Consider the following 22,252-nt stretch of genomic DNA (forward strand, 5'->3'; position numbering starts at 1 on the left):
CCAAGGACGAAGGTGGCCGTCACACGCCGTTCTTCACCAACTACCGTCCGCAGTTCTACTTCCGCACGACCGACGTGACCGGCATCGTGTCGCTGCCGGAAGGCACCGAAATGGTTATGCCCGGCGACAACATCACGGTCGATGTCGAGCTGATCGTGCCTATCGCCATGGAAGAGAAGCTGCGCTTCGCCATCCGTGAAGGCGGCCGCACCGTCGGTGCCGGCATCGTCGTCACCATCAAAGAATAATCGAGCCCGGCATCCGCCGCATCGACAAGGAAAAGGCGGCCTCAAGGCCGCCTTTTTTCGTTGACTGATGCCCAGATGTGCCTGTTTTGGTGTCCCAATCTCTGTTGCAAGTCTCTGGGCCTATACTAGTATAGGTTGCTATTGAGGGGCTTGGTCGGATGGTTCCACGGCACCGTTTTCAGGGTTGGGCGTGCCGGGCACTGGGGCTGATCTGCCTGGTGTCGCTACTTGCCATGGGCAATGCCGCCTTCGCGGGCCAGACAAAAAATTCCGAGCCGGACCCGGATGCGCCGATGCGGTTCGTCGTCGTGCGCAGCAACGCGCCGGGCTGCGAACCGACCTGTCCGGAGTGGATATCGGCCGAGGGGGCAATAACGGCCAAGTCGCCGGCGCTGCTCAAGGCAGCCCTGAAAACGTTCGGCCGTCGCAAATTGCCGATCGTCGTCAACTCACCCGGCGGCGATGTCGATGCGGCCATCGCCATGGGTCGCATGATCCGCAAGAACAAGCTCGACATCGCGGTCGGCCGGACCTGGTTTGTCGGATGCGAACCGGGGGCGAAGAACTGCAAGGAGAACGACGCCAGAGGCTCGCACTATCTCGGCAACCCCTATGTGCTCGGCAGCTATTGCGCGTCCGCTTGCCCGATGATGCTGGCCGGCGGCACCAGGCGCCTGGTCGGGCCGCTGGCCTATCTCGGCGTCCACCAGATCACGACCACGGTCGTGCAAATGAACGTGCAATATGAAGTCCGCTATCGCGTCGTGAAAGGTAAGAAGCGGGTCATTAGCAAGAAGGTCGTCAGCCGCAAGAATGCCGGCAGCTACAAGACCTACGAAATGAGCAAGAGGGTCGAGAGCAAGCTGGCCACCTATTTCAAGGAGATGGGTGTCGACCTCAGCGTGGTCGAAACGATGAAGAGCACGCCGGCCAGCGACATCCAACAGATCGACCTTAGCGACATGCTGACGATGAAGCTGGTCACCAGCGTGGACGCAGTGGATTTGCTGACCAGCGCAAGCCTGTGCACGCTGCACCTTCCGGCCCCGAATTGCCGCGAAATACCGGCGAACAAGCCGGCCGGCGGCCTGCCGGCCGTGGCCACGGCAGCGCCGCTGCCGGTGAAGCCGGAAACGGCGCAGCACGATGACGGCATGCGCTTTGTCGTGGTTCGCGGCAGCAACCCGCTCTGCAACCCCGACTGCCCGGAGTGGATTGCGGCGCAAGGCGCGATTACGCCTCAGACACCGCAGAAGCTCAGCCAATTGCTCGCCACACTTGGCAACCGACGGCTGCCGGTGGTGATCAGCTCGCGCGGCGGTGACCTCTTCGGCGCCCTGGCGGCGGGACGGATCATCCATGAAAACAAGCTCGACGTTGCCGTTGCCCGCACCGATTTCGTCGGCTGCGACCCGGCGCAGTGGAATTGCCTGGCCAAGGACGGCGCCTATGCCGGACTGAGCGTCGACGGGGACGGCGACTGCGATTCGGCCTGCGCGCTCATGCTGGCGGGTGGCGCCAGACGGCTTGTCGGCTCCCAGGCGCGGCTCAGCCTTTATCTGATGGGGCAGAAACAGACGGTCAAAGCCTATCTCGACGAGATGGCCATAAGCCCGGCTCTGTTCACGGCGCTGCAGGGCAGTTCGGTCGAGCGTCAGCTCGAACCTGATATGATGCTGAAGGTTGGGCTTACGACCGGGCGTCAGTCGGTGGATGCGCTGACGGGTTCCAGCATCTGCAAGTCGGCGCCGAAACCTGAGAATTGCCGCGTGGTGGCGTCGTCCAACGCGCAGGCCGAAGCGCCCGCCAAATTGTAGAGGGTGGCGGCTTCACGAACTCGCCATCGAGGCAGGTTGAGTGAGGCGCGATTTTTCCGCTATCGTCGCTGCCGGCGCCGGGGCTGGCGAGGATCGAAAATGAGCCAGGATATCCCGACACTCTACGAATGGGCCGGCGGCATCGAGGCGCTCAACCGGCTGACCCAGACTTTCTATGACAGCGTGGCGCGCGACCCGGTCGTCGGCCCGGTGTTCAAGCACATGTCACCTGACCATCCGGCTCATGTCGCGGCTTTCATCGGCGAGGTCTTCGGCGGACCCAAAACCTATAGCGAAAAGCATGGCGGCCATCGCGAGATGGTCATGCATCATCTGGGCAAGCATCTCACGGAAGAACAGCGCCGCCGCTGGATCAGCCTGCTTGCCGATGCAGCCGATGCGGTCGGACTGCCCGACGATCCCGAATTCCGTTCCGCCTTCATGGGTTATGTCGAATGGGGATCGCGGCTGGCCAAGATGAACTCCACCCTCGGCGAGACCTGCGACCCGGAGACCGAACCGATGCCGGCTTGGGGCTGGGGTGTGCCGGGCGGGCCGTACAAGCCGCCGGCCGGAGGGTGAGCGCCGGCAAGCGGCCTCAGACGAAAAAATCGCGATCGACAGGGAAGACCTGGCGACTACCTGGCCGGATTTCCGGCGAAGGACATGAAAGCGCGTCAGACCACTCTTTACAGCGCGCCCGGAAGCTTTTAGGAAGCGCCTGCGCCGACAAGCGCATCGTACGGGCATAGCTCAGTTGGTAGAGCGGCGGTCTCCAAAACCGCAGGTCGTAGGTTCGAGCCCTGCTGCCCGTGCCATTTTCTCAAATGGCGATTCACGAACGAACTCGGTCCCGTCCCCCGCATTGAAAAATGGCAGGTGGCTTGCCATATTAGGGAAACTGAGGCATAAGGCCCCGATAGCCGGGACGGAACGACTGGATGGTTCCGAGGCGGCGTTTGGTCATAAAGCGGACACTTGCCACTTGCGTGGATCAAGAATCGGTTTTATGTAGACACAACAGACACGCGACGCGTGGAGCTGGGAAGCCGGCTTTACGCGTCCGATTTGCATGGGCGAAATGGTTGCGCTGATTCGGCGCCGACTTGAAACCCAGGCGGCACGTCCCGGCCAGCGGGATCATCCAGGAGACCCGGCCAACGGGTCTTGAAGACAGAGCGGCATATGGCTTCGAAAACCACAAATCCTTTCGTCTTTCTCCAGCAGGTCCGCGCGGAGACCGCCAAGGTGACTTGGCCCTCGCGCCGGGAGACGATGATCTCGACGGTGATGGTGCTCGTGTTTGCGGTCATCGCGATGATCTTTTTCTTCACCGCCGACGTGGCCATGGGCTACGCGATCGAGCGGTTATTGAGCCTCGGCCATTAAGTCCGGCGATTACGGAGAAGTCTTGAAATGACCGCGCGGTGGTACATCGTCCACGCCTATTCGAACTTTGAAAAAAAGGTCGCCGAGGACATTGAGAACAAGGCCAAGCAGAAGGGCCTGTCCGCCGATATCGAGCAGATCGTGGTGCCGACCGAGAAGGTCGTCGAGATCCGCCGCGGCCGCAAGGTCGATGCCGAGCGCAAGTTCTTTCCGGGCTATGTGCTGCTGAAGGCCAATCTGACCGACGCGGTGTTTTCGCTGGTCAAGAATACGCCGAAGGTTACCGGCTTCCTCGGTGACTCCAAGCCGGTGCCGATCACGGAAGCCGAGGCGCAGCGGATTCTGAACCAGGTCCAGGAAGGCGTCGAGCGGCCCAAGCCCTCGGTCACCTTCGAGATCGGCGAGGCGATCCGCGTTTCGGACGGTCCGTTCGCGTCGTTCAACGGTTTCGTTCAGGAAGTGGACGAGGAGCGGGCGCGGCTCAAGGTGGAAGTTTCGATCTTCGGGCGCGCCGTGCCCGTCGATCTGGAATTCGGACAGGTCGAAAAGGGCTGATCCGAAAAACCCCATGCCGGTTCGCCGGCAAGGGGAGGCGGCGCGAAAATGCGCGGCCATGAACGGGTGGGAGGCGAATGTGGCTTTAGCCGGCCGCGCGAACCGCACCACCAGACTGCAACCGCCGGCATTCCCCGATAGTGGGATCGGCATGAGACAAAGGCAGGAAAGAGATGGCTAAGAAAATTGCAGGCCAGCTCAAGCTCCAGGTTGCCGCGGGCTCGGCTACGCCGTCGCCCCCGATCGGCCCGGCGCTTGGTCAGCGCGGCATCAACATCATGGAATTCTGCAAGGCGTTCAACGCGCAGACCCAGGAAATGGAAAAGGGATCGCCGATTCCGGTCGTCATCACCTACTACCAGGACAAGTCGTTCACCTTCGTCATGAAGACGCCGCCGGTGAGCTACTTCCTGAAGAAGGCTGCGAACCTGAAGTCGGGCTCCAAGGAGCCGGGCAAGGTCAAGGTCGGCACGATCGGCCGCGACAAGGTGCGCGCCATCGCCGAGCAGAAGATGAAGGATCTGAACGCAAACGACGTCGAAGCGGCCATGCGCATGGTCGAGGGCTCCGCCCGTTCGATGGGTCTGGAAGTGGTGGGCTGAGATCATGGCAAAACTTGCAAAGCGTGTATCGAAGACCCGCGAAGGCATCGACCCCAACAAGGCTTATGCCCTGGGTGAAGCGCTGAAGCTGCTCAAGGACCGTTCGACGGTGAAGTTCGACGAGACCATCGAAGTCGCGATGAACCTCGGCGTCGACCCGCGTCACGCCGACCAGATGGTCCGCGGCGTGGTCAACCTGCCGAACGGCACCGGTCGCTCGGTCCGTGTCGCCGTGTTCGCACGTGGCGACAAGGCTGAGGAAGCCAAGGCCGCCGGCGCCGACATCGTCGGTGCCGAGGATCTGGTCGAGATCGTCCAGAAGGGCACGATCGACTTCGATCGCTGCATCGCCACACCGGACATGATGCCGCTGGTCGGCCGTCTAGGCAAGGTGCTCGGCCCGCGCGGCATGATGCCGAACCCGAAGGTCGGCACCGTCACCACCGACGTCGCAGCCGCCGTCAAGGCATCGAAGGGCGGCGCTGTCGAGTTCCGTGTCGAGAAGGCCGGTATCGTGCAGGCTGGCGTCGGCAAGGTCTCGTTCGACGTCAAGGCGCTGGAAGAAAACATCCGCGCTTTCGCCGATGCCGTGACCAAGGCGAAGCCGGCTGGCGCCAAGGGCAACTACGTCAAGAAGGTGTCGGTCACCTCGACGATGGGCCCGGGCCTCAAGCTCGACGTCTCGACGCTCGCAGCGTCCTGATACGAACATTTGGATCGGCCGCTAAAGCGCTGATCCGCAAGTGAATTCCGGGCCTCCGACTTGTCGGCGGCCCGGTACCGGAAGCCGAGAGGCTTCCGGACATCCTGTCCGAGATTGCAGGCGGCCCAGAAGCCTTAATTGAATTGGGCCTGCATGAGACGGGTGAAAACCTGACAACGGAGCGACTGCTCCAATGAAGGGTTCGAACCGTGTTTGCCTTTTGTCTGCGCATCGCCGGCTTGCCGTCGATGTGGCGAAAGGGGGCAGGATCCTCGAGCGTCGTTCGGGAGATCCGTTACTGGATGGCCCGGCCGGCAAAAAGGCAACCCGACGCCTGTCCTCTAAATGGGAATGTTCCCATTGATGGGGCAGGGGTCAACTGGAGATAGGCAGTGGACAGAGCGGAAAAACGCGAACTCGTCACGGGCCTGAATGGTGCTTTTGCAGGCGCTGGTTCAGTCGTCGTGGCCCACTACGCCGGTATCACCGTCGCGCAAATGAACGACCTTCGGTCGAAAATGCGCGCTGCCGGTGGCACCGTCAAAGTCGCGAAGAACCGTCTCGCCAAAATCGCTCTTCAGGGCACGGACTCCGCATCGATCATCGACCTGTTCAAGGGACAGACGCTGATCGCTTATTCGGAGGATCCGATTGCGGCGCCGAAGGTCGCGTCCGATTTCGCCAAGGGAAATGACAAGTTGGTCATTCTCGGCGGCGCAATGGGCACCACCTCGCTCAACGCCGACGGTGTGAAGGCACTCGCCACACTTCCGTCGCTCGATGAGCTGCGCGCCAAGCTGGTTGGCATGATCGCCACGCCGGCAACCCGGATCGCCCAGATCGTCAATGCGCCAGCGGCTTCGGTCGCGCGCGTCATCGGCGCTTACGCCCGGAAGGACGAGGCGGCATGAGGCCGTTCCTCGCTATCACAAACACACGTTCGAACCTGATGAAGGAATACAACAATGGCTGATCTGGCAAAGATCGTAGACGACCTTTCGAAGCTGACCGTCCTCGAGGCGGCCGAGCTGTCGAAGCTTCTTGAAGAAAAGTGGGGCGTTTCGGCTGCTGCTCCGGTGGCGGTTGCCGCTGCCGGCGGTGGTGCCGCTGCTGCTGCTCCGGCCGAGGAAAAGACGGAATTCGACGTCGTCCTCACCGAGGCAGGCGCTCAGAAGATCAACGTCATCAAGGAAGTCCGCGCCATCACCGGCCTGGGCCTCAAGGAAGCCAAGGATCTGGTCGAAGCAGCTCCGAAGCCGGTCAAGGAAGGCGTTTCCAAGGCTGACGCCGAGAAGTTCAAGGCCCAGCTGGAAGCAGCCGGCGCCAAGGTTGACCTGAAGTAAGCGTAAAGCGGCGGGCGGCCTCGCGCCGTCCGCCACTCCCTTCGTGTCAAGGGAGAACGCGTAGCGCGAGATGTACGGGAACCTCTTTCCTGAGGGCCGAAACCGGCCTTCAGGAAACGGGTTTTCTCCCGTTTTAGCCGGCAGCCTGCCGGAGAAACAGACAGAGGGCCGCTGCCCAGGCGGCTCAGTATGCAAGGCGAGCCGCGGCGAGGCTCGTCCCGAGTTTAGAGCTAAGGAGCGACGATGGCCCAGACCCAGACTTTCAATGGCCGCAGACGCGTACGCAAGTTCTTCGGAAAGATCCCGGAAGTTGCGGAGATGCCGAACCTGATCGAGGTTCAAAAGGCATCCTATGACCAGTTCCTGATGGTGGACGAGCCCAAGGGCGGCCGTCCGGACGAAGGGCTGCAGGCTGTTTTCAAGTCGGTCTTCCCGATTTCCGATTTTTCCGGCTCCTCGATGCTGGAGTTCGTGAAGTACGAGTTCGAAGGACCGAAATTCGACGTTGACGAATGCCGTCAGCGCGACCTGACCTATGCCGCGCCGCTGAAGGTGACGCTGCGCCTCATCGTGTTCGATATCGACGAGGATACCGGCGCCAAGTCGATCAAGGACATCAAGGAGCAGGACGTCTACATGGGCGACATGCCGCTCATGACCTTGAACGGCACCTTCATCGTCAACGGCACCGAGCGCGTCATCGTCTCGCAGATGCACCGTTCCCCGGGCGTCTTCTTCGACCACGACAAGGGCAAGTCGCACTCGTCGGGCAAGCTTTTGTTTGCCGCGCGCGTCATCCCCTATCGCGGTTCGTGGCTCGACATCGAGTTCGATTCCAAGGACGTCGTGCACGCCCGCATCGACCGCCGCCGCAAGATTCCGGTGACGTCGCTGTTGATGGCGCTTGGCATGGACGGCGAAGAGATCCTGTCGACCTTCTACAACAAGATCACGTACAAGCGCGCCGGCGACCACTGGCGCATTCCGTTCAACGTCGAGCGTTTCCGCGGCCTCAAGGCTGTCGGCGACCTGGTCGACGCCGACACTGGCGAGATCGTCGTTGAGCAGGGCAAGAAGATCACCGCCCGCCAGGCAAGGGCGCTTGGCGAAAAGGGTCTGAAGGCGATCAAGGCGACCGACGAGGATCTGCTCGGCAACTACCTGGCCGAAGACATCGTCAATTACGGCACCGGCGAGATCTTCCTCGAAGCCGGCGACGAGATCGACGAGAAGACGCTGAAGGTGCTGCTCGGCACTGGCGAGCAGGAAATCAAGGTTCTCGACATCGACCACGTCAATGTCGGCGCCTATATCCGCAATACGCTCAACGTCGACAAGAACGAGAGCCGCCAGGACGCGCTGTTCGACATCTATCGTGTCATGCGCCCGGGCGAGCCGCCGACGCTTGAAACCGCCGAAGCTATGTTCAACTCGCTGTTCTTCGACAGCGAGCGCTACGATTTGTCGGCCGTCGGCCGCGTCAAGATGAACATGCGCCTTGAGCTCAAGGCCGAGGACACCGTGCGCGTGCTGCGCAAGGACGACATCCTGGCCGTGGTCAAGACGCTGGTCGAATTGCGCGACGGCAAGGGCGAGATCGACGACATCGACAATCTCGGCAACCGCCGCGTGCGTTCTGTCGGCGAGCTGATGGAGAACCAGTACCGCGTCGGCCTGCTGCGCATGGAGCGCGCGATCAAGGAGCGTATGTCCTCGATCGAGATCGATACGGTGATGCCGCAGGACCTGATTAACGCCAAGCCGGCGGCTGCCGCCGTGCGCGAGTTCTTCGGTTCCTCGCAGCTGTCGCAGTTCATGGACCAGACCAACCCGCTGTCGGAGATCACCCACAAGCGCCGCCTGTCGGCGCTTGGACCGGGCGGTCTGACCCGCGAGCGCGCCGGCTTCGAGGTGCGCGACGTGCACCCGACGCATTACGGCCGCATCTGCCCGATCGAGACGCCGGAAGGCCCGAATATCGGTCTGATCAACTCGCTGGCGACCTTCGCGCGCGTCAACAAGTACGGCTTCATCGAAAGCCCGTACCGCAAGATCGTCAACGGCAAGCTGACCAATGAGGTCGTCTATCTCTCCGCTATGGAAGAGTCCAAGCACCACGTTGCGCAGGCCAATGCCGAACTCGACAAGAACGGTGGTTTCGTCGACGAATTCGTCATTTGCCGCAGCGCCGGCGAAGTGATGATGGCGCCGCGCGAAAACGTCGATCTGATGGACGTGTCGCCGAAGCAGATGGTGTCTGTGGCCGCGGCCCTGATCCCGTTCCTCGAGAACGACGACGCCAACCGCGCGCTGATGGGCTCCAACATGCAGCGTCAGGCCGTGCCTCTGGTGCGCGCCGAAGCGCCGTTTGTCGGCACCGGCATGGAGCCGATCGTTGCCCGTGACTCGGGCGCCGCCATCGGCGCCCGCCGCGGCGGCATCGTCGACCAGGTGGACGCGACGCGTATCGTCATCCGCGCCACGGAAGATCTCGATCCCGGCAAGTCGGGCGTCGACATCTACCGGCTGATGAAGTTCCAGCGTTCGAACCAGAACACCTGCATCAACCAGCGTCCGCTGGTGCGCATGGGCGACCGCGTCAACAAGGGCGACATCATCGCCGACGGTCCGTCGACGGAGCTCGGCGATCTGGCGCTCGGCCGCAACGTGCTGGTCGCGTTCATGCCGTGGAACGGCTACAACTACGAGGACTCGATCCTGCTCTCCGAGCGCATCGTGGCCGACGACGTCTTCACCTCGATCCACATCGAGGAGTTCGAGGTCATGGCCCGCGACACCAAGCTCGGGCCGGAGGAAATCACGCGCGACATTCCGAACGTTTCGGAAGAAGCGCTGAAGAACCTCGACGAAGCCGGCATCGTCTACATCGGCGCGGAAGTGCAGCCGGGCGACATCCTGGTCGGCAAGATCACGCCGAAGGGCGAAAGCCCGATGACGCCGGAAGAGAAGCTTCTGCGCGCAATCTTCGGTGAAAAGGCGTCCGACGTTCGCGATACCTCGATGCGCATGCCTCCGGGCACCTTCGGCACCGTCGTCGAAGTGCGCGTGTTCAACCGCCACGGCGTCGAGAAGGACGAGCGCGCCATGGCGATCGAACGCGAGGAGATCGAACGCCTCGCCAAGGACCGTGACGACGAACAGGCGATCCTCGACCGCAACGTCTATTCGCGCCTTTCCGACGTCCTCGTCGGCAAGGAAGCGATTGCCGGCCCGAAGGGCTTCAAGAAGGGTTCGAAGCTGTCGAAGGACACGCTGGATGAGTATCCGCGTTCGCAGTGGTGGCAGTTTGCGGTGGAGAACGAAAAGCTCCAGAGCGAACTCGAAGCCCTGCGTGGCCAGTACGACGACTCCAAGAAGGCGCTCGAGCAGCGCTTCATGGACAAGGTCGAGAAGGTCCAGCGCGGCGACGAAATGCCTCCGGGTGTCATGAAGATGGTCAAGGTCTTCGTGGCGGTGAAGCGCAAGATGCAGCCGGGCGACAAGATGGCCGGCCGTCACGGCAACAAGGGTGTCGTGTCGCGCATCGTTCCGGTCGAGGACATGCCTTTCCTCGAGGACGGCACGCATGCCGATATCGTGCTCAACCCGCTGGGTGTGCCGAGCCGCATGAATGTCGGCCAGATCCTGGAAACGCATCTGGGCTGGGCCTGCGCAGGCATGGGCAAGAAGATCGGCGAGCTGATCGACGCGTACAAGACGGCTGGAGACATCAAGCCGCTGCGCAAGACGCTCGAGAGTTTCATCCCGGCCAACGACCGCAACGAGCCGGTCCGCGAGTATGACGACGAGAGCATCGTTCGCCTCAGCGAGCAGATGCGCCGCGGCGTCTCCATCGCGACACCGGTGTTCGACGGCGCGCATGAGGTCGACATCAACATAATGCTGGAGCAGGCGGGCCTGCACACCAGCGGTCAGTCGCAGCTCTATGACGGACGCACCGGCGAGCCGTTCGATCGCAAGGTGACGATGGGCTATATCTACATGCTCAAGCTTCACCACCTGGTGGACGACAAGATCCACGCGCGTTCGATCGGTCCGTACTCGCTCGTTACCCAGCAGCCGCTGGGCGGCAAGGCGCAGTTCGGCGGCCAGCGCTTCGGCGAAATGGAGGTCTGGGCACTGGAAGCCTACGGCGCCGCCTACACGCTGCAGGAAATGCTGACGGTGAAGTCGGACGACGTCGCCGGCCGCACCAAGGTCTACGAGGCGATAGTGCGCGGCGACGACACGTTCGAAGCCGGCATTCCGGAGAGCTTCAACGTGCTCGTCAAGGAAATGCGGTCTCTCGGCCTCAATGTCGAGCTGGAGAACACCAAGCTTGACGACAACCCTGTCCGGCTGCCCGACGCGGCCGAGTAAGAACAAGACATCCGGTCGCGGGAGTCCGCGGCCGGATGCACCATATTCTACGGCCGGTGGGCCGACCACTCAGCGGGCATTTGGCCCGCGTTAGATGCAAGGGGTTTTCGAGGACCCCGAAAAGGAGAACGGCATGAACCAAGAGGTCATGAATCTCTTCAATCCGCAGGCGCCGGCGCAGGTGTTCGATTCCATCCGGATATCGCTCGCCAGCCCTGAGAAGATTCTGTCCTGGTCGTTCGGCGAGATCAAGAAGCCGGAGACCATTAACTACCGCACCTTCAAGCCGGAGCGTGACGGTCTGTTCTGCGCGCGCATTTTTGGCCCGATCAAGGACTATGAATGCCTGTGCGGCAAGTACAAGCGCATGAAGTACAAGGGCGTCATCTGCGAGAAGTGCGGCGTCGAAGTCACGCTGTCGCGCGTTCGCCGCGAGCGCATGGGCCATATCGAGCTGGCAGCACCGGTCGCTCACATCTGGTTCCTGAAGTCGCTGCCGTCGCGCATCGGCACGCTGCTCGACATGACGCTCAAGGACATCGAGCGCGTCCTCTACTTCGAGAACTACATCGTCACCGAGCCTGGCCTCACCGCGCTGAAGGAGCACCAGCTGCTCAGCGAGGAAGAGTACATGATCGCCGTCGACGAGTATGGCGAGGACTCGTTCACCGCCATGATCGGCGCCGAGGCCATTCATGACCTCCTGGCCGGCATGGACCTGGAGAAGATCGCCGGCGACCTGCGTTCGGAACTGGCTTCGACCACGTCCGAGCTGAAGCAGAAGAAGTATCTGAAGCGGCTCAAGGTCGTCGAGAACTTCATGGAATCCGGCAACCGTCCGGAATGGATGATCATGAAGGTGGTTCCGGTGATCCCGCCGGACCTGCGCCCGCTTGTCCCGCTGGACGGCGGCCGTTTCGCTACGTCCGACCTGAACGATCTCTATCGCCGCGTCATCAACCGCAACAACCGCCTGAAGCGGCTGATCGAACTGCGCGCGCCCGGCATCATCGTGCGCAATGAAAAGCGCATGCTGCAGGAAGCTGTCGACGCACTGTTCGACAACGGCCGTCGCGGCCGCGTCATCACCGGCGCCAACAAGCGTCCGTTGAAGTCGCTGTCCGATATGTTGAAGGGCAAGCAGGGCCGATTCCGCCAGAACCTGCTCGGCAAGCGCGTCGACTATTCGGGCCGTTCGGTCATCGTCACCGGTCCGGAGCTCAAGCTGCACCAGTGCGGCCTGCCCAAGAAGATGGCGCTCGAACTGTTCAAGCCCTTCATCTACGCCCGCCTCGACGCCAAGGGTTTCTCCTCGACCGTCAAGCAGGCCAAGAAGCTGGTCGAGAAAGAGCGTCCGGAAGTCTGGGATATCCTCGACGAGGTCATCCGCGAGCATCCGGTTCTGTTGAACCGCGCGCCGACGCTGCACCGCCTGGGCATCCAGGCGTTCGAGCCGATCCTGATCGAAGGCAAGGCGATCCAGCTGCATCCGCTGGTCTGCACGGCCTTCAACGCCGACTTCGACGGCGATCAGATGGCTGTTCACGTGCCGCTGTCGCTCGAGGCTCAGCTTGAAGCCCGCGTGCTGATGATGTCGACCAACAACATCCTGCACCCGGCTTCCGGCGCGCCGATCATCGTGCCGTCGCAGGACATGGTCCTGGGTCTCTACTATCTCTCGATCGTGAACCAGAACGAGCCGGGCGAAGGCATGGTGTTTGCCGACATGGGCGAACTCCAGCATGCGCTCGAGACCAAGGCTGTCACCCTGCACGCCAAGATCAAGGGTCGTTTCCGGTCGGTCGACGCCGAAGGCAAGGTCGTGTCGAAGATCTACGACACCACGCCTGGCCGCATGATCATCGGCGAACTTCTGCCGAAGAACGTCAACGTGCCTTACGAGACCGCCAACCAGGAGATGACCAAGAAGAACATCTCCAAGATGATCGACACCGTCTACCGCCATTGCGGTCAGAAGGAGACGGTCATTTTCTGCGACCGCATCATGGCTCTCGGCTTCGGCCATGCCTGCCGCGCCGGCATTTCGTTCGGCAAGGACGACATGCTGATCCCGGACGCCAAGATCAAGCTGGTCTCCGACACCGAGGCTTTGGCCAAGGAATACGAGCAGCAGTACAATGACGGTCTGATCACGCAGGGCGAGAAGTACAACAAGGTCGTCGACGCCTGGGCCAAGTGCTCGGAAAAGGTCGCCGACGAAATGATGGCCCGCATCAAGGCGGTCGAGTTCGAGGACAATGGCCGTCAGAAGCCGATGAACTCGATCTACATGATGTCGCATTCGGGTGCGCGTGGTTCGCCCACCCAGATGCGCCAGCTCGCCGGCATGCGCGGCCTGATGGCCAAGCCGTCGGGTGAAATCATCGAGACGCCGATCATCTCGAACTTCAAGGAAGGCCTGACCGTGCTCGAGTACTTCAACTCGACCCACGGCGCCCGCAAGGGTCTGGCCGACACCGCCTTGAAGACGGCGAACTCGGGTTACCTCACCCGTCGTCTGGTCGACGTGGCGCAGGACTGCATCGTCAACTCCGTGGATTGCGGCACCGACAAGGGCCTCACCATGCAGCCGATCGTCGATGCCGGTCAGGTCGTCGCTTCGGTCGGCCAGCGCGTGCTGGGCCGTACCGCGCTCGACGACATCAACCATCCGGTGACCGGCGAGGTTCTGGTCAAGGCCGGAACGCTGATGGACGAGCGTGACGTGGAGCAGATCGAAAAGGCCGGCGTGCAGTCGGTCCGCATCCGTTCGGCACTGACCTGCGAAGTCAGGGTCGGCGTCTGCGCGGTCTGCTACGGACGCGATCTGGCCCGCGGCACCCCGGTCAACCAGGGCGAAGCGGTCGGCGTCATCGCGGCGCAGTCGATCGGCGAGCCGGGCACCCAGCTCACCATGCGTACCTTCCACATGGGCGGCACGGCGCAGGTGGTGGACAGCTCGTTCCTTGAAGCCTCGTATGAGGGCAAGGTCGAGATCCGCAACCGCAACGTGGTGCGCAACTCGGACGGCCAGCAGATGGTCATGGGCCGCAACATGGCGGTGCTGATCCTCGACGAGGCCGGCAAGGAACGCGCCACGCACCGCGTCACCTATGGTTCGCGTATCTTCGTGGACGATGGCGACAAGGTGAAGCGCGGCCAGCGTATCGCCGAGTGGGATCCCTATACCCGCCCGGTCCTCACCGAAATCGAGGGCAAGGTGGCGTATGAGGATCTGGTCGACGGCATTTCCGTTCAGGAAACGGCCGACGAGTCGACGGGCATCACCAAGCGTGAGGTCATCGACTGGCGTTCGACGCCGCGCGGCAACGACCTCAAGCCGGCAATTGCCATCCTGGATGGCAAGGGCAAGGTCGGCAAGCTGTCGAAGGGCGGCGACGCCCGCTTCCTGCTCTCGGTCGAGGCCATTCTCTCGGTCGAGCCGGGTTCGCAGGTTCGTCCCGGCGACGTGCTGGCGCGTATCCCGATGGAAAGCGCCAAGACCAAGGACATCACCGGCGGTCTGCCGCGTGTTGCCGAACTGTTCGAGGCACGCCGTCCGAAGGATCACGCCATCATCGCCGAGATCGATGGCACGATCCGCTTCGGCCGCGACTACAAGAACAAGCGCCGCATCATCATCGAGCCGCATGATTCGACGCTTGAGCCGGTCGAATACCTGATCCCGAAGGGCAAACCGTTCCATCTCCAGGACGGCGACGTCATCGAGAAGGGCGACTACATCCTCGACGGCAATCCGGCGCCGCACGACATCCTGGCGATCAAGGGCGTGGAGGCACTTGCTTCCTACCTCGTGAACGAAATCCAGGAAGTCTACCGTCTGCAGGGCGTGTCGATCAACGACAAGCACATCGAGGTGATCGTTCGCCAGATGCTGCAGAAGGTCGAGATCACCACGCAGGGCGACTCGACCTACATTCCGGGCGACCACGTGGACGTGATCGAACTGGAAGAGGTCAACGAGCGCCTGATCGAGGACGGCAAGAAGCCGGCCGAAGGCCAGCCGGTGCTGCTCGGCATCACCAAGGCCTCGCTGCAGACGCCGTCCTTCATCTCGGCCGCCTCCTTCCAGGAGACGACCAGGGTGCTGACGGAAGCTGCGGTTGCAGGCAAGACCGACATGCTGCAGGGCCTGAAGGAAAACGTCATCGTCGGCCGACTGATCCCGGCCGGTACCGGCGGCACGATGAGCCAGATCCGGCGCATCGCCACCTCGCGCGACGAGTTGATCATCGACGAGCGCCGCAAGGCCTCCGGTGTCGAAGTCGCCGATCCGATGCTGACTGACATGGTCAACGCCGCGCAGTAAGCGCGGTCGGACGAGAAGAAGGAAAGGGGCCCAAGCGGCCCCTTTTCGCGTTTTGGCCTTACGAAAGAGGAAGCACCATGAGCAACAAGACCTGGACGGCTGTCGACGACTACATCGTCTCCTCGCTGTTCGAAGCGGATCCCGTGCTTGACGCGGTGATCGCAACCAATCGCAAACAGGGCCTGCCGGCGATCGACGTCTCGGCCGCGCAGGGCAAGCTGCTGTCGCTTCTGGTGCACATCAGCAGTGCCAGGAAGGTGCTGGAGATCGGCACGCTTGGCGGCTACTCGACCATCTGGATGGCAAGGGGGCTGCCGGCCGACGGCAAGGTCGTGACGCTTGAACTCGATCCACACCACGCAAAGGTCGCGCGTTCGAATTTCGAGCGGGCAGGGGTGTCGGACAAGGTCGACCTGCGAACCGGTCCGGCGCTGCAGTCGCTTGAGACGTTGGCTGCTGAAAATGCCGGTCCGTTCGACCTGATCTTCATCGACGCCGACAAGCCGAACAATCCCAACTATCTGTCATGGGCGATGCGGCTGTCGCGGCCAGGCACAGTTATCATCTGCGACAACGTCGTCCGAGACGGTACGGTGCTCAACGACGATGGCCGTGACGCCTATGTCGAAGGCGCGCGCGCCGCGTTCTCCTTCATCGGCGGTGAGAAGCGCCTGGACGGCACCGCCATCCAGACCGTCGGCGCCAAGGGCTATGATGGCTTTGCCATTGCGATCGTCGAGTAAGGCTATCGGCAGCGGGGTCTGTCGCTCAGCTCAGTCGAAGAACGCTTCCACCACATTGCGCTTGCCGAGCATAAAGGCGTCGGCGACGTGCTGGAGGGGTGCCAGGTCGACATCGGAAATGCCGGCGCGCACGGTCTCGGCGAAGCGGCGGTAGAGTTCAGGATATTCGGCCTCCGGCTCGTCGTGAACCACCTTGCCGTCGACGGCCAGCCTGGTGCCGCCGCCGGACAGCACCATCTTGCCTTTATCGGTGTCTGCCAGGATGTCCCAGCTCTGCGGGCCGGTCTGCAGCCAGTCGAGTTCCATCGTCACCGGCAACCCATCGGAGGTGCGGAAATTGACATGGGCGGCAACCGGAGAGGCGCGGTTTTCGGGAAAGTCGAGCACCGCCGAGGTGATGAACATTGCCGGCAGGATGTGTGTCACGATCGACAGCGCGTTGATGCCGGGATCGAAAACACCGAAACCGCCCGGGGCCCAGATCCAGTCCTGGTTGGGGTGCCAGCGGCGGACATCTTCCTTCCAGACGATTGCCGCCGAACTGATTTTGGCTGAGCTCAGAAAAGTCCGCGCGGCCTCTACCGCCGGCGCGTAGCGCGAATGCCAGCTGGCGAACAGCGTAACCCCATTGGCTTGCGCCAGCCGCTTCAGATCCTCGACCTCGCTGACGGTGGCGCCCGGCGGCTTTTCGAGGAAGACATGCTTTTTCGCGATCAGTGCCGTGCGCGCAGCGTCGTAGCGATACTGCGGTGGCATGCACAGCGACACGGCCTCGAGTTCGGGCACCGCGTCGAGCATCGCCTCTATGGTCGGGAAGTTCGGGATATCATCAACCTTGCCGTGCCGGCTGGCGGCGGCGATCAGGCGGTAATCCCCATCTTTGGCCACCGCCGGCAGATGCTGGTCGCGCACGATCTTGCCGACGCCGACGATGCCGAGCTTGATGGGACCATTGTTGGAGGACATGGGGACTCCGCAGATTGGAATTTGGGCTGTTCTTAAGTTGCCTGGTTCTTAGCAGAGAACCGGTGCCGGGCAAGCCGGCGCGGTGACAAGTGCGAGCCGAACCCGATTCTCAGGCTTACAGCGGGACCTCGAACGTCACGATCGATACTTCGCCTTCGAGTGCGCCCTGGAAGGCCGACAGATGCGGCTCATCGTCGGGCTCGCCCTCCATGTCGCCGATCTGGTCGAGCTCGGCCTCGGCATAGCCTTCGGCGGCGAGCGATTCGAGGGCACGGCGCACGGCCGAATCGTCGTCGGGGGCAACCAGCATCACATGGACGCCTTCCGGCTTGCCGCCCTTCTTTTTCCAGACGCGGCCGGTGATGATGGTGACCGGGCGCTCCTCATTGTCGTTCACGGGCTGATTCCTCTTGAGATTCGGGCGGGCAAGGGGTTTGGGGCTGTCCATGGCGCCTTTTGCCACGAAGCGGCGGTGCAGGACAGCCGCAAGCCGGTCACTTTCTTCCTTCCCCTTGCAAACTTAAGAAAGAAAATTACATGCGTTTTTCGCATGGCTGCCAAGCCTTGGTCAGCGCGCAATATTTGGCGTGCCGGGGTTGACGGTTCACGGTCTTGCGAGTAGAAGCCGCCCAGTCAGAACCGATGTGAGGCTCTCCCTTCCGAAGCGACACGCTTTGGAGTTTGCCTCAAACAGGGTTCGTTTTACGAGCGAAAAGACATTTCCGGCGCGCATGAGGCGGTTTCCGCTTCCTCTGCATTTTGTTCGGGCAGGACCGCGAGGCGCGGTTTATGGCCCGAATTTGCGTATGGAATTGACGCTTTGAGCGGCCCTGACCGGGCGAGACACGGAATTGAGAGACAAGAGGGTTTAATGCCTACCGTCAACCAGCTGATCCGCAAGCCGCGCATTGCGCCGGTGAAGCGCAACAAGGTCCCGGCCATGCAGCAGAACCCGCAGAAGCGGGGCGTCTGCACGCGCGTCTATACAACGACGCCGAAGAAGCCGAACTCGGCACTGCGCAAGGTGGCCAAGATCCGCCTGACCAACGGCTTTGAAGTGATCGGCTACATCCCCGGCGAAGGTCACAACCTTCAGGAACACTCCGTGGTCATGATCCGCGGCGGTCGCGTCAAGGATCTTCCGGGCGTGCGCTACCACATCATCCGCGGCGTGCTCGACACGCAGGGCGTGAAGAACCGCAAGCAGCGCCGTTCGAAATACGGTGCGAAGCGTCCGAAGTAAGGTTTTCCGGCTTCGGCGCTTTTTTTGACAGCGCCGGGCTATGAAAGATTGAGAGACAAAAGCCATGTCCCGTCGTCACAGTGCAGAAAAGCGTGAGATCAACCCGGATCCGAAGTTCGGCGATCTGATCGTTACCAAGTTCATGAACGCCGTCATGTATGACGGCAAGAAGTCGGTCGCCGAGACCATCGTCTACGGCGCGCTCGACCAGGTTCAGTCGAAGACCAAGCAGGAGCCGGTCACCGTTTTCCATCAGGCGCTCGACAATGTCGCGCCGCATGTGGAAGTCCGGTCGCGTCGCGTCGGCGGCGCCACCTACCAGGTTCCGGTCGATGTGCGCCCCGAGCGCCGTCAGGCACTGGCGATCCGCTGGCTGATTGCAGCCGCGCGCAACCGCAACGAGACCACGATGGTCGACCGCCTCTCCGGCGAGCTGATGGACGCGGCCAACAACCGCGGCACGGCCGTGAAGAAGCGTGAAGACACCCACAAGATGGCAGAAGCCAACCGCGCTTTCGCGCACTACCGCTGGTAAAGCGCGAACGAGACTGAGAAGGCATCCACGATGGCCCGCGAATATAAAATCGAAGACTACCGCAATTTCGGTATTATGGCGCATATTGACGCCGGCAAGACGACGACCACCGAGCGCGTCCTCTATTACACGGGCAAGTCGCACAAGATCGGCGAAGTGCACGACGGCGCTGCCACCATGGACTGGATGGAGCAGGAGCAGGAACGCGGCATCACCATCACGTCGGCCGCCACCACGACCTTCTGGAAGGGCCGTGACGGCAAGATGTACCGCTTCAACATCATCGACACTCCCGGACACGTCGACTTCACCATCGAAGTCGAGCGTTCGCTGCGCGTGCTCGACGGCGCCATCGCGCTGCTCGACGCCAATGCCGGTGTAGAGCCGCAGACCGAGACTGTCTGGCGCCAGGCCGACAAGTATCGCGTTCCGCGCATGATCTTCTGCAACAAGATGGACAAGATCGGTGCCGACTTCTACCGCTCGGTCGAGATGATCGGTTCGCGCCTCGGTGCGCATGCCGTCGTCATGCAGCTGCCGATCGGCGCCGAGACCGAATTCAAGGGTGTCGTCGACCTCGTCGAGATGAACGCGCTGGTCTGGCGCGACGAGACGCTGGGCGCTGCCTGGGACGTCGTCGAGATCCCGGCCGACCTCAAGGCGCGAGCCGAGGAATTCCGCGAGAAGATGATCGAAGCCGCCGTCGAAATGGACGAGACGGCGCTTGAAAATTACCTCGAAGGCAAGATGCCGTCGAATGACGAGATCCGCGCGCTGATCCGCAAGGGTACCATCGCGGTCAAGTTCTTCCCGATGTTCTGCGGCTCGGCCTTCAAGAACAAGGGCGTGCAGCCGCTGCTCGACGCCGTTGTCGAATATCTGCCGTCGCCGGCCGACGTTCCTGCCATCAAGGGCGTCGACGCCAAGACCGACGCCGAGATCGAGCGTCATGCGGACGACAACGAGCCGCTGTCGATGCTGGCCTTCAAGATCATGAACGACCCGTTCGTCGGCTCGCTGACCTTTGCTCGCATCTATTCGGGCAAGCTGACCAAGGGCGTCTCGCTCGACAACACCGTCAAGGGCAAGAAAGAGCGCATCGGCCGCATGCTGCAGATGCATGCGAATTCGCGCGCCGACGTCGAAGAGGCTTTTGCCGGCGACATCGTTGCTCTGGCTGGCCTGAAGGACACGACCACCGGCGATACGCTTAGCGATCCGCTGCACCCGGTCATCCTCGAGCGCATGGAATTCCCCGATCCGGTCATCCAGATCGCCATCGAGCCGAAGACCAAGAACGACCAGGAAAAGATGGGCCTCGCCCTTCACCGTCTGGCCGCCGAAGATCCGTCCTTCCGCGTCAAGACCGACGAGGAAAGCGGCCAGACCATCATCTCGGGCATGGGTGAGCTTCACCTCGACATCATCGTCGACCGCATGCGTCGCGAGTTCAAGGTCGAGGCCAATGTCGGCGCGCCGCAGGTGGCCTATCGCGAGACGATCACCCGCAAGCACGAGCAGGACTACACGCACAAGAAGCAGACCGGCGGTACCGGTCAGTTCGCCCGCGTCAAGCTGCTGTTCGAGCCGAATCCGGAGAGCTCGGAGTTCGAGTTCGAATCGAAGATCGTCGGCGGTGCGGTTCCGAAGGAATACATCCCGGGTGTCGAAAAGGGCATCAACAGCGTCATGACGTCGGGCCCGTTCGCCGGCTTCCCGATGATTGGCGTCAAGGCGACGCTCATCGACGGCGCTTACCACGATGTCGACTCCAGTGTCCTGGCGTTCGAAATCGCCGGCCGCGCCTGCTTCCGTGAAGCCGCGCCCAAGCTTGGCGTGCAGTTGCTCGAGCCGATCATGAAGGTCGAAGTCGTGACGCCGGAAGACTATGTCGGCAGCGTCATCGGCGACCTCAACGGCCGTCGTGGCCAGATCCAGGGCCAGGAAGCGCGTGGCGTGGCTGTCGTGATCAACGCGATGGTGCCGCTGGCCAACATGTTCAAGTACGTCGACAACCTGCGCTCGATGAGCCAGGGCCGTGCGGCCTACACGATGCAGTTCGATCACTATGAGCCGGTCCCTACGGCGGTGGCCCAGGAAGTCCAGAAAAAGTACGCGTAAGAATGCCTGTGCCACCGGAACCGCAATTCTTGCGCGTTTCCGGGACGGATAGAGCGAATATCAATTTCCCCAAGCGGGACGAGTAAGACGGAGAACCACAGTGGCAAAAGGTAAATTCGAGCGCACTAAGCCTCATGTGAACATCGGCACGATTGGTCACGTTGACCATGGCAAGACGTCGCTGACGGCGGCGATCACGAAGTATTTTGGCGAATACAAGCGCTACGACCAGATCGATGCGGCGCCGGAAGAGAAGGCCCGCGGCATCACCATTTCGACGGCTCACGTCGAATACGAGACGGCCAACCGCCACTACGCCCACGTCGACTGCCCCGGCCATGCCGACTATGTGAAGAACATGATCACCGGTGCCGCGCAGATGGACGGCGCGATCCTGGTCGTGTCGGCTGCCGACGGCCCGATGCCGCAGACCCGCGAGCACATCCTGCTGGCCCGTCAGGTCGGCGTGCCGTCGATCGTGGTGTTCCTGAACAAGGTCGACCAGGTCGACGACGCCGAGCTGCTCGAACTGGTCGAGCTCGAGGTGCGCGAGCTGCTGACCAAGAACGAATTCCCCGGCGACGACATTCCGATCGTCAAGGGTTCGGCGCTTGCGGCTCTTGAAGATTCGAACAAGACGATCGGCGAAGACGCGATCCGCGAGCTGATGGCTCAGGTCGATGCCTACATCCCGACGCCGGTTCGTCCGCTGGACAAGCCGTTCCTGATGCCGATCGAAGACGTGTTCTCGATCTCGGGCCGTGGCACGGTCGTGACCGGCCGCGTCGAGCGTGGCGTGGTCAAGGTCGGCGAGGAACTGGAAATCATCGGCATCCGTCCGACGACCAAGACGACCTGCACCGGCGTCGAGATGTTCCGCAAGCTGCTCGATCAGGGCCAGGCCGGCGACAACATCGGCGCGCTGCTGCGCGGCGTTGACCGTGAAGGTGTCGAGCGCGGCCAGGTTCTGGCCAAGCCGGGCACGGTGAAGCCGCACAAGAAGTTCGTGGCCGAAGCCTACATCCTGACCAAGGACGAAGGTGGCCGTCACACGCCGTTCTTCACCAACTACCGTCCGCAGTTCTACTTCCGCACGACCGACGTGACCGGCATCGTGTCGCTGCCGGAAGGCACCGAAATGGTTATGCCCGGCGACAACATCACGGTCGATGTCGAGCTGATCGTGCCTATCGCCATGGAAGAGAAGCTGCGCTTCGCCATCCGTGAAGGCGGCCGCACCGTCGGTGCCGGCATCGTCGTCACCATCAAAGAATAAT

18 protein-coding genes and 1 tRNA gene are annotated in these 22,252 nt (G+C 62.1%); 17 read left to right on the forward strand and 2 right to left on the reverse strand.

The features are described 5' to 3' along the window. From AC1DXM_RS31250 to AC1DXM_RS31310, 13 genes are all read left to right on the forward strand, one after another. Nucleotides 1-248, forward strand: a 248-nt coding sequence (locus AC1DXM_RS31250) for an EF-Tu C-terminal domain-related protein (RefSeq protein ID WP_461435615.1), incomplete at its 5' end; no start/stop codon positions are given. Between the two features lie 158 nt (nucleotides 249-406). Beyond that, a complete protein-coding gene (locus AC1DXM_RS31255; protein WP_477239354.1) occupies nucleotides 407-2,065 on the forward strand; it encodes a COG3904 family protein in 1,659 nt (552 codons plus the stop codon). 99 nt (nucleotides 2,066-2,164) lie between these two features. Next, nucleotides 2,165-2,647, forward strand: coding sequence for a group II truncated hemoglobin (locus AC1DXM_RS31260; protein WP_477239356.1), 483 nt, complete (start codon nucleotides 2,165-2,167; stop codon nucleotides 2,645-2,647). 160 nt (nucleotides 2,648-2,807) lie between these two features. Beyond that, nucleotides 2,808-2,883: transfer RNA gene (locus tag AC1DXM_RS31265), tRNA-Trp, on the forward strand. 367 nt (nucleotides 2,884-3,250) lie between these two features. Then, nucleotides 3,251-3,454: a preprotein translocase subunit SecE gene (gene secE, locus AC1DXM_RS31270; protein WP_023667439.1), complete on the forward strand. Its 204-nt coding sequence runs from the start codon at nucleotides 3,251-3,253 to the stop codon at nucleotides 3,452-3,454. Nucleotides 3,455-3,481: 27 nt separating this feature from the next. Continuing rightward, the gene (gene nusG, locus AC1DXM_RS31275) at nucleotides 3,482-4,009 is read left to right on the forward strand and encodes a transcription termination/antitermination protein NusG (RefSeq protein WP_006333333.1); all 528 of its coding nucleotides are present in this window, start codon (nucleotides 3,482-3,484) and stop codon (nucleotides 4,007-4,009) included. Nucleotides 4,010-4,182: 173 nt separating this feature from the next. Beyond that, nucleotides 4,183-4,611 carry a 50S ribosomal protein L11 gene (gene rplK, locus AC1DXM_RS31280; RefSeq protein ID WP_112566731.1) on the forward strand — a complete coding sequence of 143 codons (429 nt, stop codon included), beginning with the start codon at nucleotides 4,183-4,185 and terminating at the stop codon, nucleotides 4,609-4,611. A 4-nt stretch (nucleotides 4,612-4,615) separates the two neighbouring features. Next, nucleotides 4,616-5,314, forward strand: a complete 699-nt coding sequence (gene rplA, locus AC1DXM_RS31285; RefSeq protein WP_112566728.1) for a 50S ribosomal protein L1 — start codon at nucleotides 4,616-4,618, stop codon at nucleotides 5,312-5,314. A gap of 392 nt (nucleotides 5,315-5,706) precedes the next feature. Then, nucleotides 5,707-6,225 (forward strand): 50S ribosomal protein L10, encoded by a 519-nt coding sequence (gene rplJ, locus AC1DXM_RS31290; RefSeq protein ID WP_112566726.1) that lies wholly within the window; start codon nucleotides 5,707-5,709, stop codon nucleotides 6,223-6,225. A 54-nt stretch (nucleotides 6,226-6,279) separates the two neighbouring features. Continuing rightward, on the forward strand, nucleotides 6,280-6,657 hold the full coding sequence (rplL, locus tag AC1DXM_RS31295; protein ID WP_091586446.1) for a 50S ribosomal protein L7/L12: 378 nt from the start codon (nucleotides 6,280-6,282) through the stop codon (nucleotides 6,655-6,657). A gap of 243 nt (nucleotides 6,658-6,900) precedes the next feature. Then, complete coding sequence (gene rpoB, locus AC1DXM_RS31300; protein WP_112566723.1) at nucleotides 6,901-11,037, forward strand: DNA-directed RNA polymerase subunit beta; 4,137 nt, start codon at nucleotides 6,901-6,903, stop codon at nucleotides 11,035-11,037. Between the two features lie 133 nt (nucleotides 11,038-11,170). Then, nucleotides 11,171-15,367 (forward strand): DNA-directed RNA polymerase subunit beta', encoded by a 4,197-nt coding sequence (gene rpoC / locus AC1DXM_RS31305; RefSeq protein ID WP_477239361.1) that lies wholly within the window; start codon nucleotides 11,171-11,173, stop codon nucleotides 15,365-15,367. A gap of 77 nt (nucleotides 15,368-15,444) precedes the next feature. After that, nucleotides 15,445-16,110, forward strand: a complete 666-nt coding sequence (locus AC1DXM_RS31310; protein WP_477239363.1) for an O-methyltransferase — start codon at nucleotides 15,445-15,447, stop codon at nucleotides 16,108-16,110. A gap of 30 nt (nucleotides 16,111-16,140) precedes the next feature. On the opposite strand, the gene AC1DXM_RS31315 is transcribed toward AC1DXM_RS31310, so the two are convergent. Together AC1DXM_RS31315 and AC1DXM_RS31320 are read right to left on the reverse strand one after the other, a co-directional pair. Beyond that, nucleotides 16,141-17,076 (reverse strand): Gfo/Idh/MocA family protein, encoded by a 936-nt coding sequence (locus tag AC1DXM_RS31315; RefSeq protein ID WP_477239365.1) that lies wholly within the window; start codon nucleotides 17,074-17,076, stop codon nucleotides 16,141-16,143. Between the two features lie 115 nt (nucleotides 17,077-17,191). Then, nucleotides 17,192-17,473, reverse strand: coding sequence for a transcriptional regulator (locus AC1DXM_RS31320; RefSeq protein WP_112566715.1), 282 nt, complete (start codon nucleotides 17,471-17,473; stop codon nucleotides 17,192-17,194). A 474-nt stretch (nucleotides 17,474-17,947) separates the two neighbouring features. Here AC1DXM_RS31320 and rpsL point away from each other — a divergent pair, with 474 nt between their 5' ends. From rpsL to tuf, 4 genes are all read left to right on the forward strand, one after another. After that, entirely contained in the window at nucleotides 17,948-18,319 is a 372-nt protein-coding gene (gene rpsL / locus AC1DXM_RS31325; protein WP_006333356.1) for a 30S ribosomal protein S12, read from the forward strand. Between the two features lie 64 nt (nucleotides 18,320-18,383). Continuing rightward, the gene (gene rpsG / locus AC1DXM_RS31330) at nucleotides 18,384-18,854 is read left to right on the forward strand and encodes a 30S ribosomal protein S7 (protein ID WP_008875664.1); all 471 of its coding nucleotides are present in this window, start codon (nucleotides 18,384-18,386) and stop codon (nucleotides 18,852-18,854) included. 30 nt (nucleotides 18,855-18,884) lie between these two features. After that, a complete protein-coding gene (gene fusA, locus AC1DXM_RS31335) occupies nucleotides 18,885-20,975 on the forward strand; it encodes an elongation factor G (RefSeq protein ID WP_112566712.1) in 2,091 nt (696 codons plus the stop codon). A 100-nt stretch (nucleotides 20,976-21,075) separates the two neighbouring features. Beyond that, nucleotides 21,076-22,251, forward strand: a complete 1,176-nt coding sequence (gene tuf, locus AC1DXM_RS31340; RefSeq protein WP_214472503.1) for an elongation factor Tu — start codon at nucleotides 21,076-21,078, stop codon at nucleotides 22,249-22,251. Nucleotide 22,252: the final 1 nt, after the last annotated feature.

It is taken from the genome of Mesorhizobium sp. P3_A2, assembly GCF_056403115.1.

Coding starts and splice junctions, on each gene's coding strand:
- AC1DXM_RS31255 (WP_477239354.1), top strand. CDS start 407: ATGGTTCCACGGCACCGTTTTCAGGGTTGGGCGTGCCGGGCACTGGGG.
- AC1DXM_RS31260 (WP_477239356.1), top strand. CDS start 2,165: ATGAGCCAGGATATCCCGACACTCTACGAATGGGCCGGCGGCATCGAG.
- secE (WP_023667439.1), top strand. CDS start 3,251: ATGGCTTCGAAAACCACAAATCCTTTCGTCTTTCTCCAGCAGGTCCGC.
- nusG (WP_006333333.1), top strand. CDS start 3,482: ATGACCGCGCGGTGGTACATCGTCCACGCCTATTCGAACTTTGAAAAA.
- rplK (WP_112566731.1), top strand. CDS start 4,183: ATGGCTAAGAAAATTGCAGGCCAGCTCAAGCTCCAGGTTGCCGCGGGC.
- rplA (WP_112566728.1), top strand. CDS start 4,616: ATGGCAAAACTTGCAAAGCGTGTATCGAAGACCCGCGAAGGCATCGAC.
- rplL (WP_091586446.1), top strand. CDS start 6,280: ATGGCTGATCTGGCAAAGATCGTAGACGACCTTTCGAAGCTGACCGTC.
- rpoB (WP_112566723.1), top strand. CDS start 6,901: ATGGCCCAGACCCAGACTTTCAATGGCCGCAGACGCGTACGCAAGTTC.
- rpoC (WP_477239361.1), top strand. CDS start 11,171: ATGAACCAAGAGGTCATGAATCTCTTCAATCCGCAGGCGCCGGCGCAG.
- AC1DXM_RS31310 (WP_477239363.1), top strand. CDS start 15,445: ATGAGCAACAAGACCTGGACGGCTGTCGACGACTACATCGTCTCCTCG.
- AC1DXM_RS31315 (WP_477239365.1), bottom strand. CDS start 17,076: ATGTCCTCCAACAATGGTCCCATCAAGCTCGGCATCGTCGGCGTCGGC.
- rpsL (WP_006333356.1), top strand. CDS start 17,948: ATGCCTACCGTCAACCAGCTGATCCGCAAGCCGCGCATTGCGCCGGTG.
- rpsG (WP_008875664.1), top strand. CDS start 18,384: ATGTCCCGTCGTCACAGTGCAGAAAAGCGTGAGATCAACCCGGATCCG.
- fusA (WP_112566712.1), top strand. CDS start 18,885: ATGGCCCGCGAATATAAAATCGAAGACTACCGCAATTTCGGTATTATG.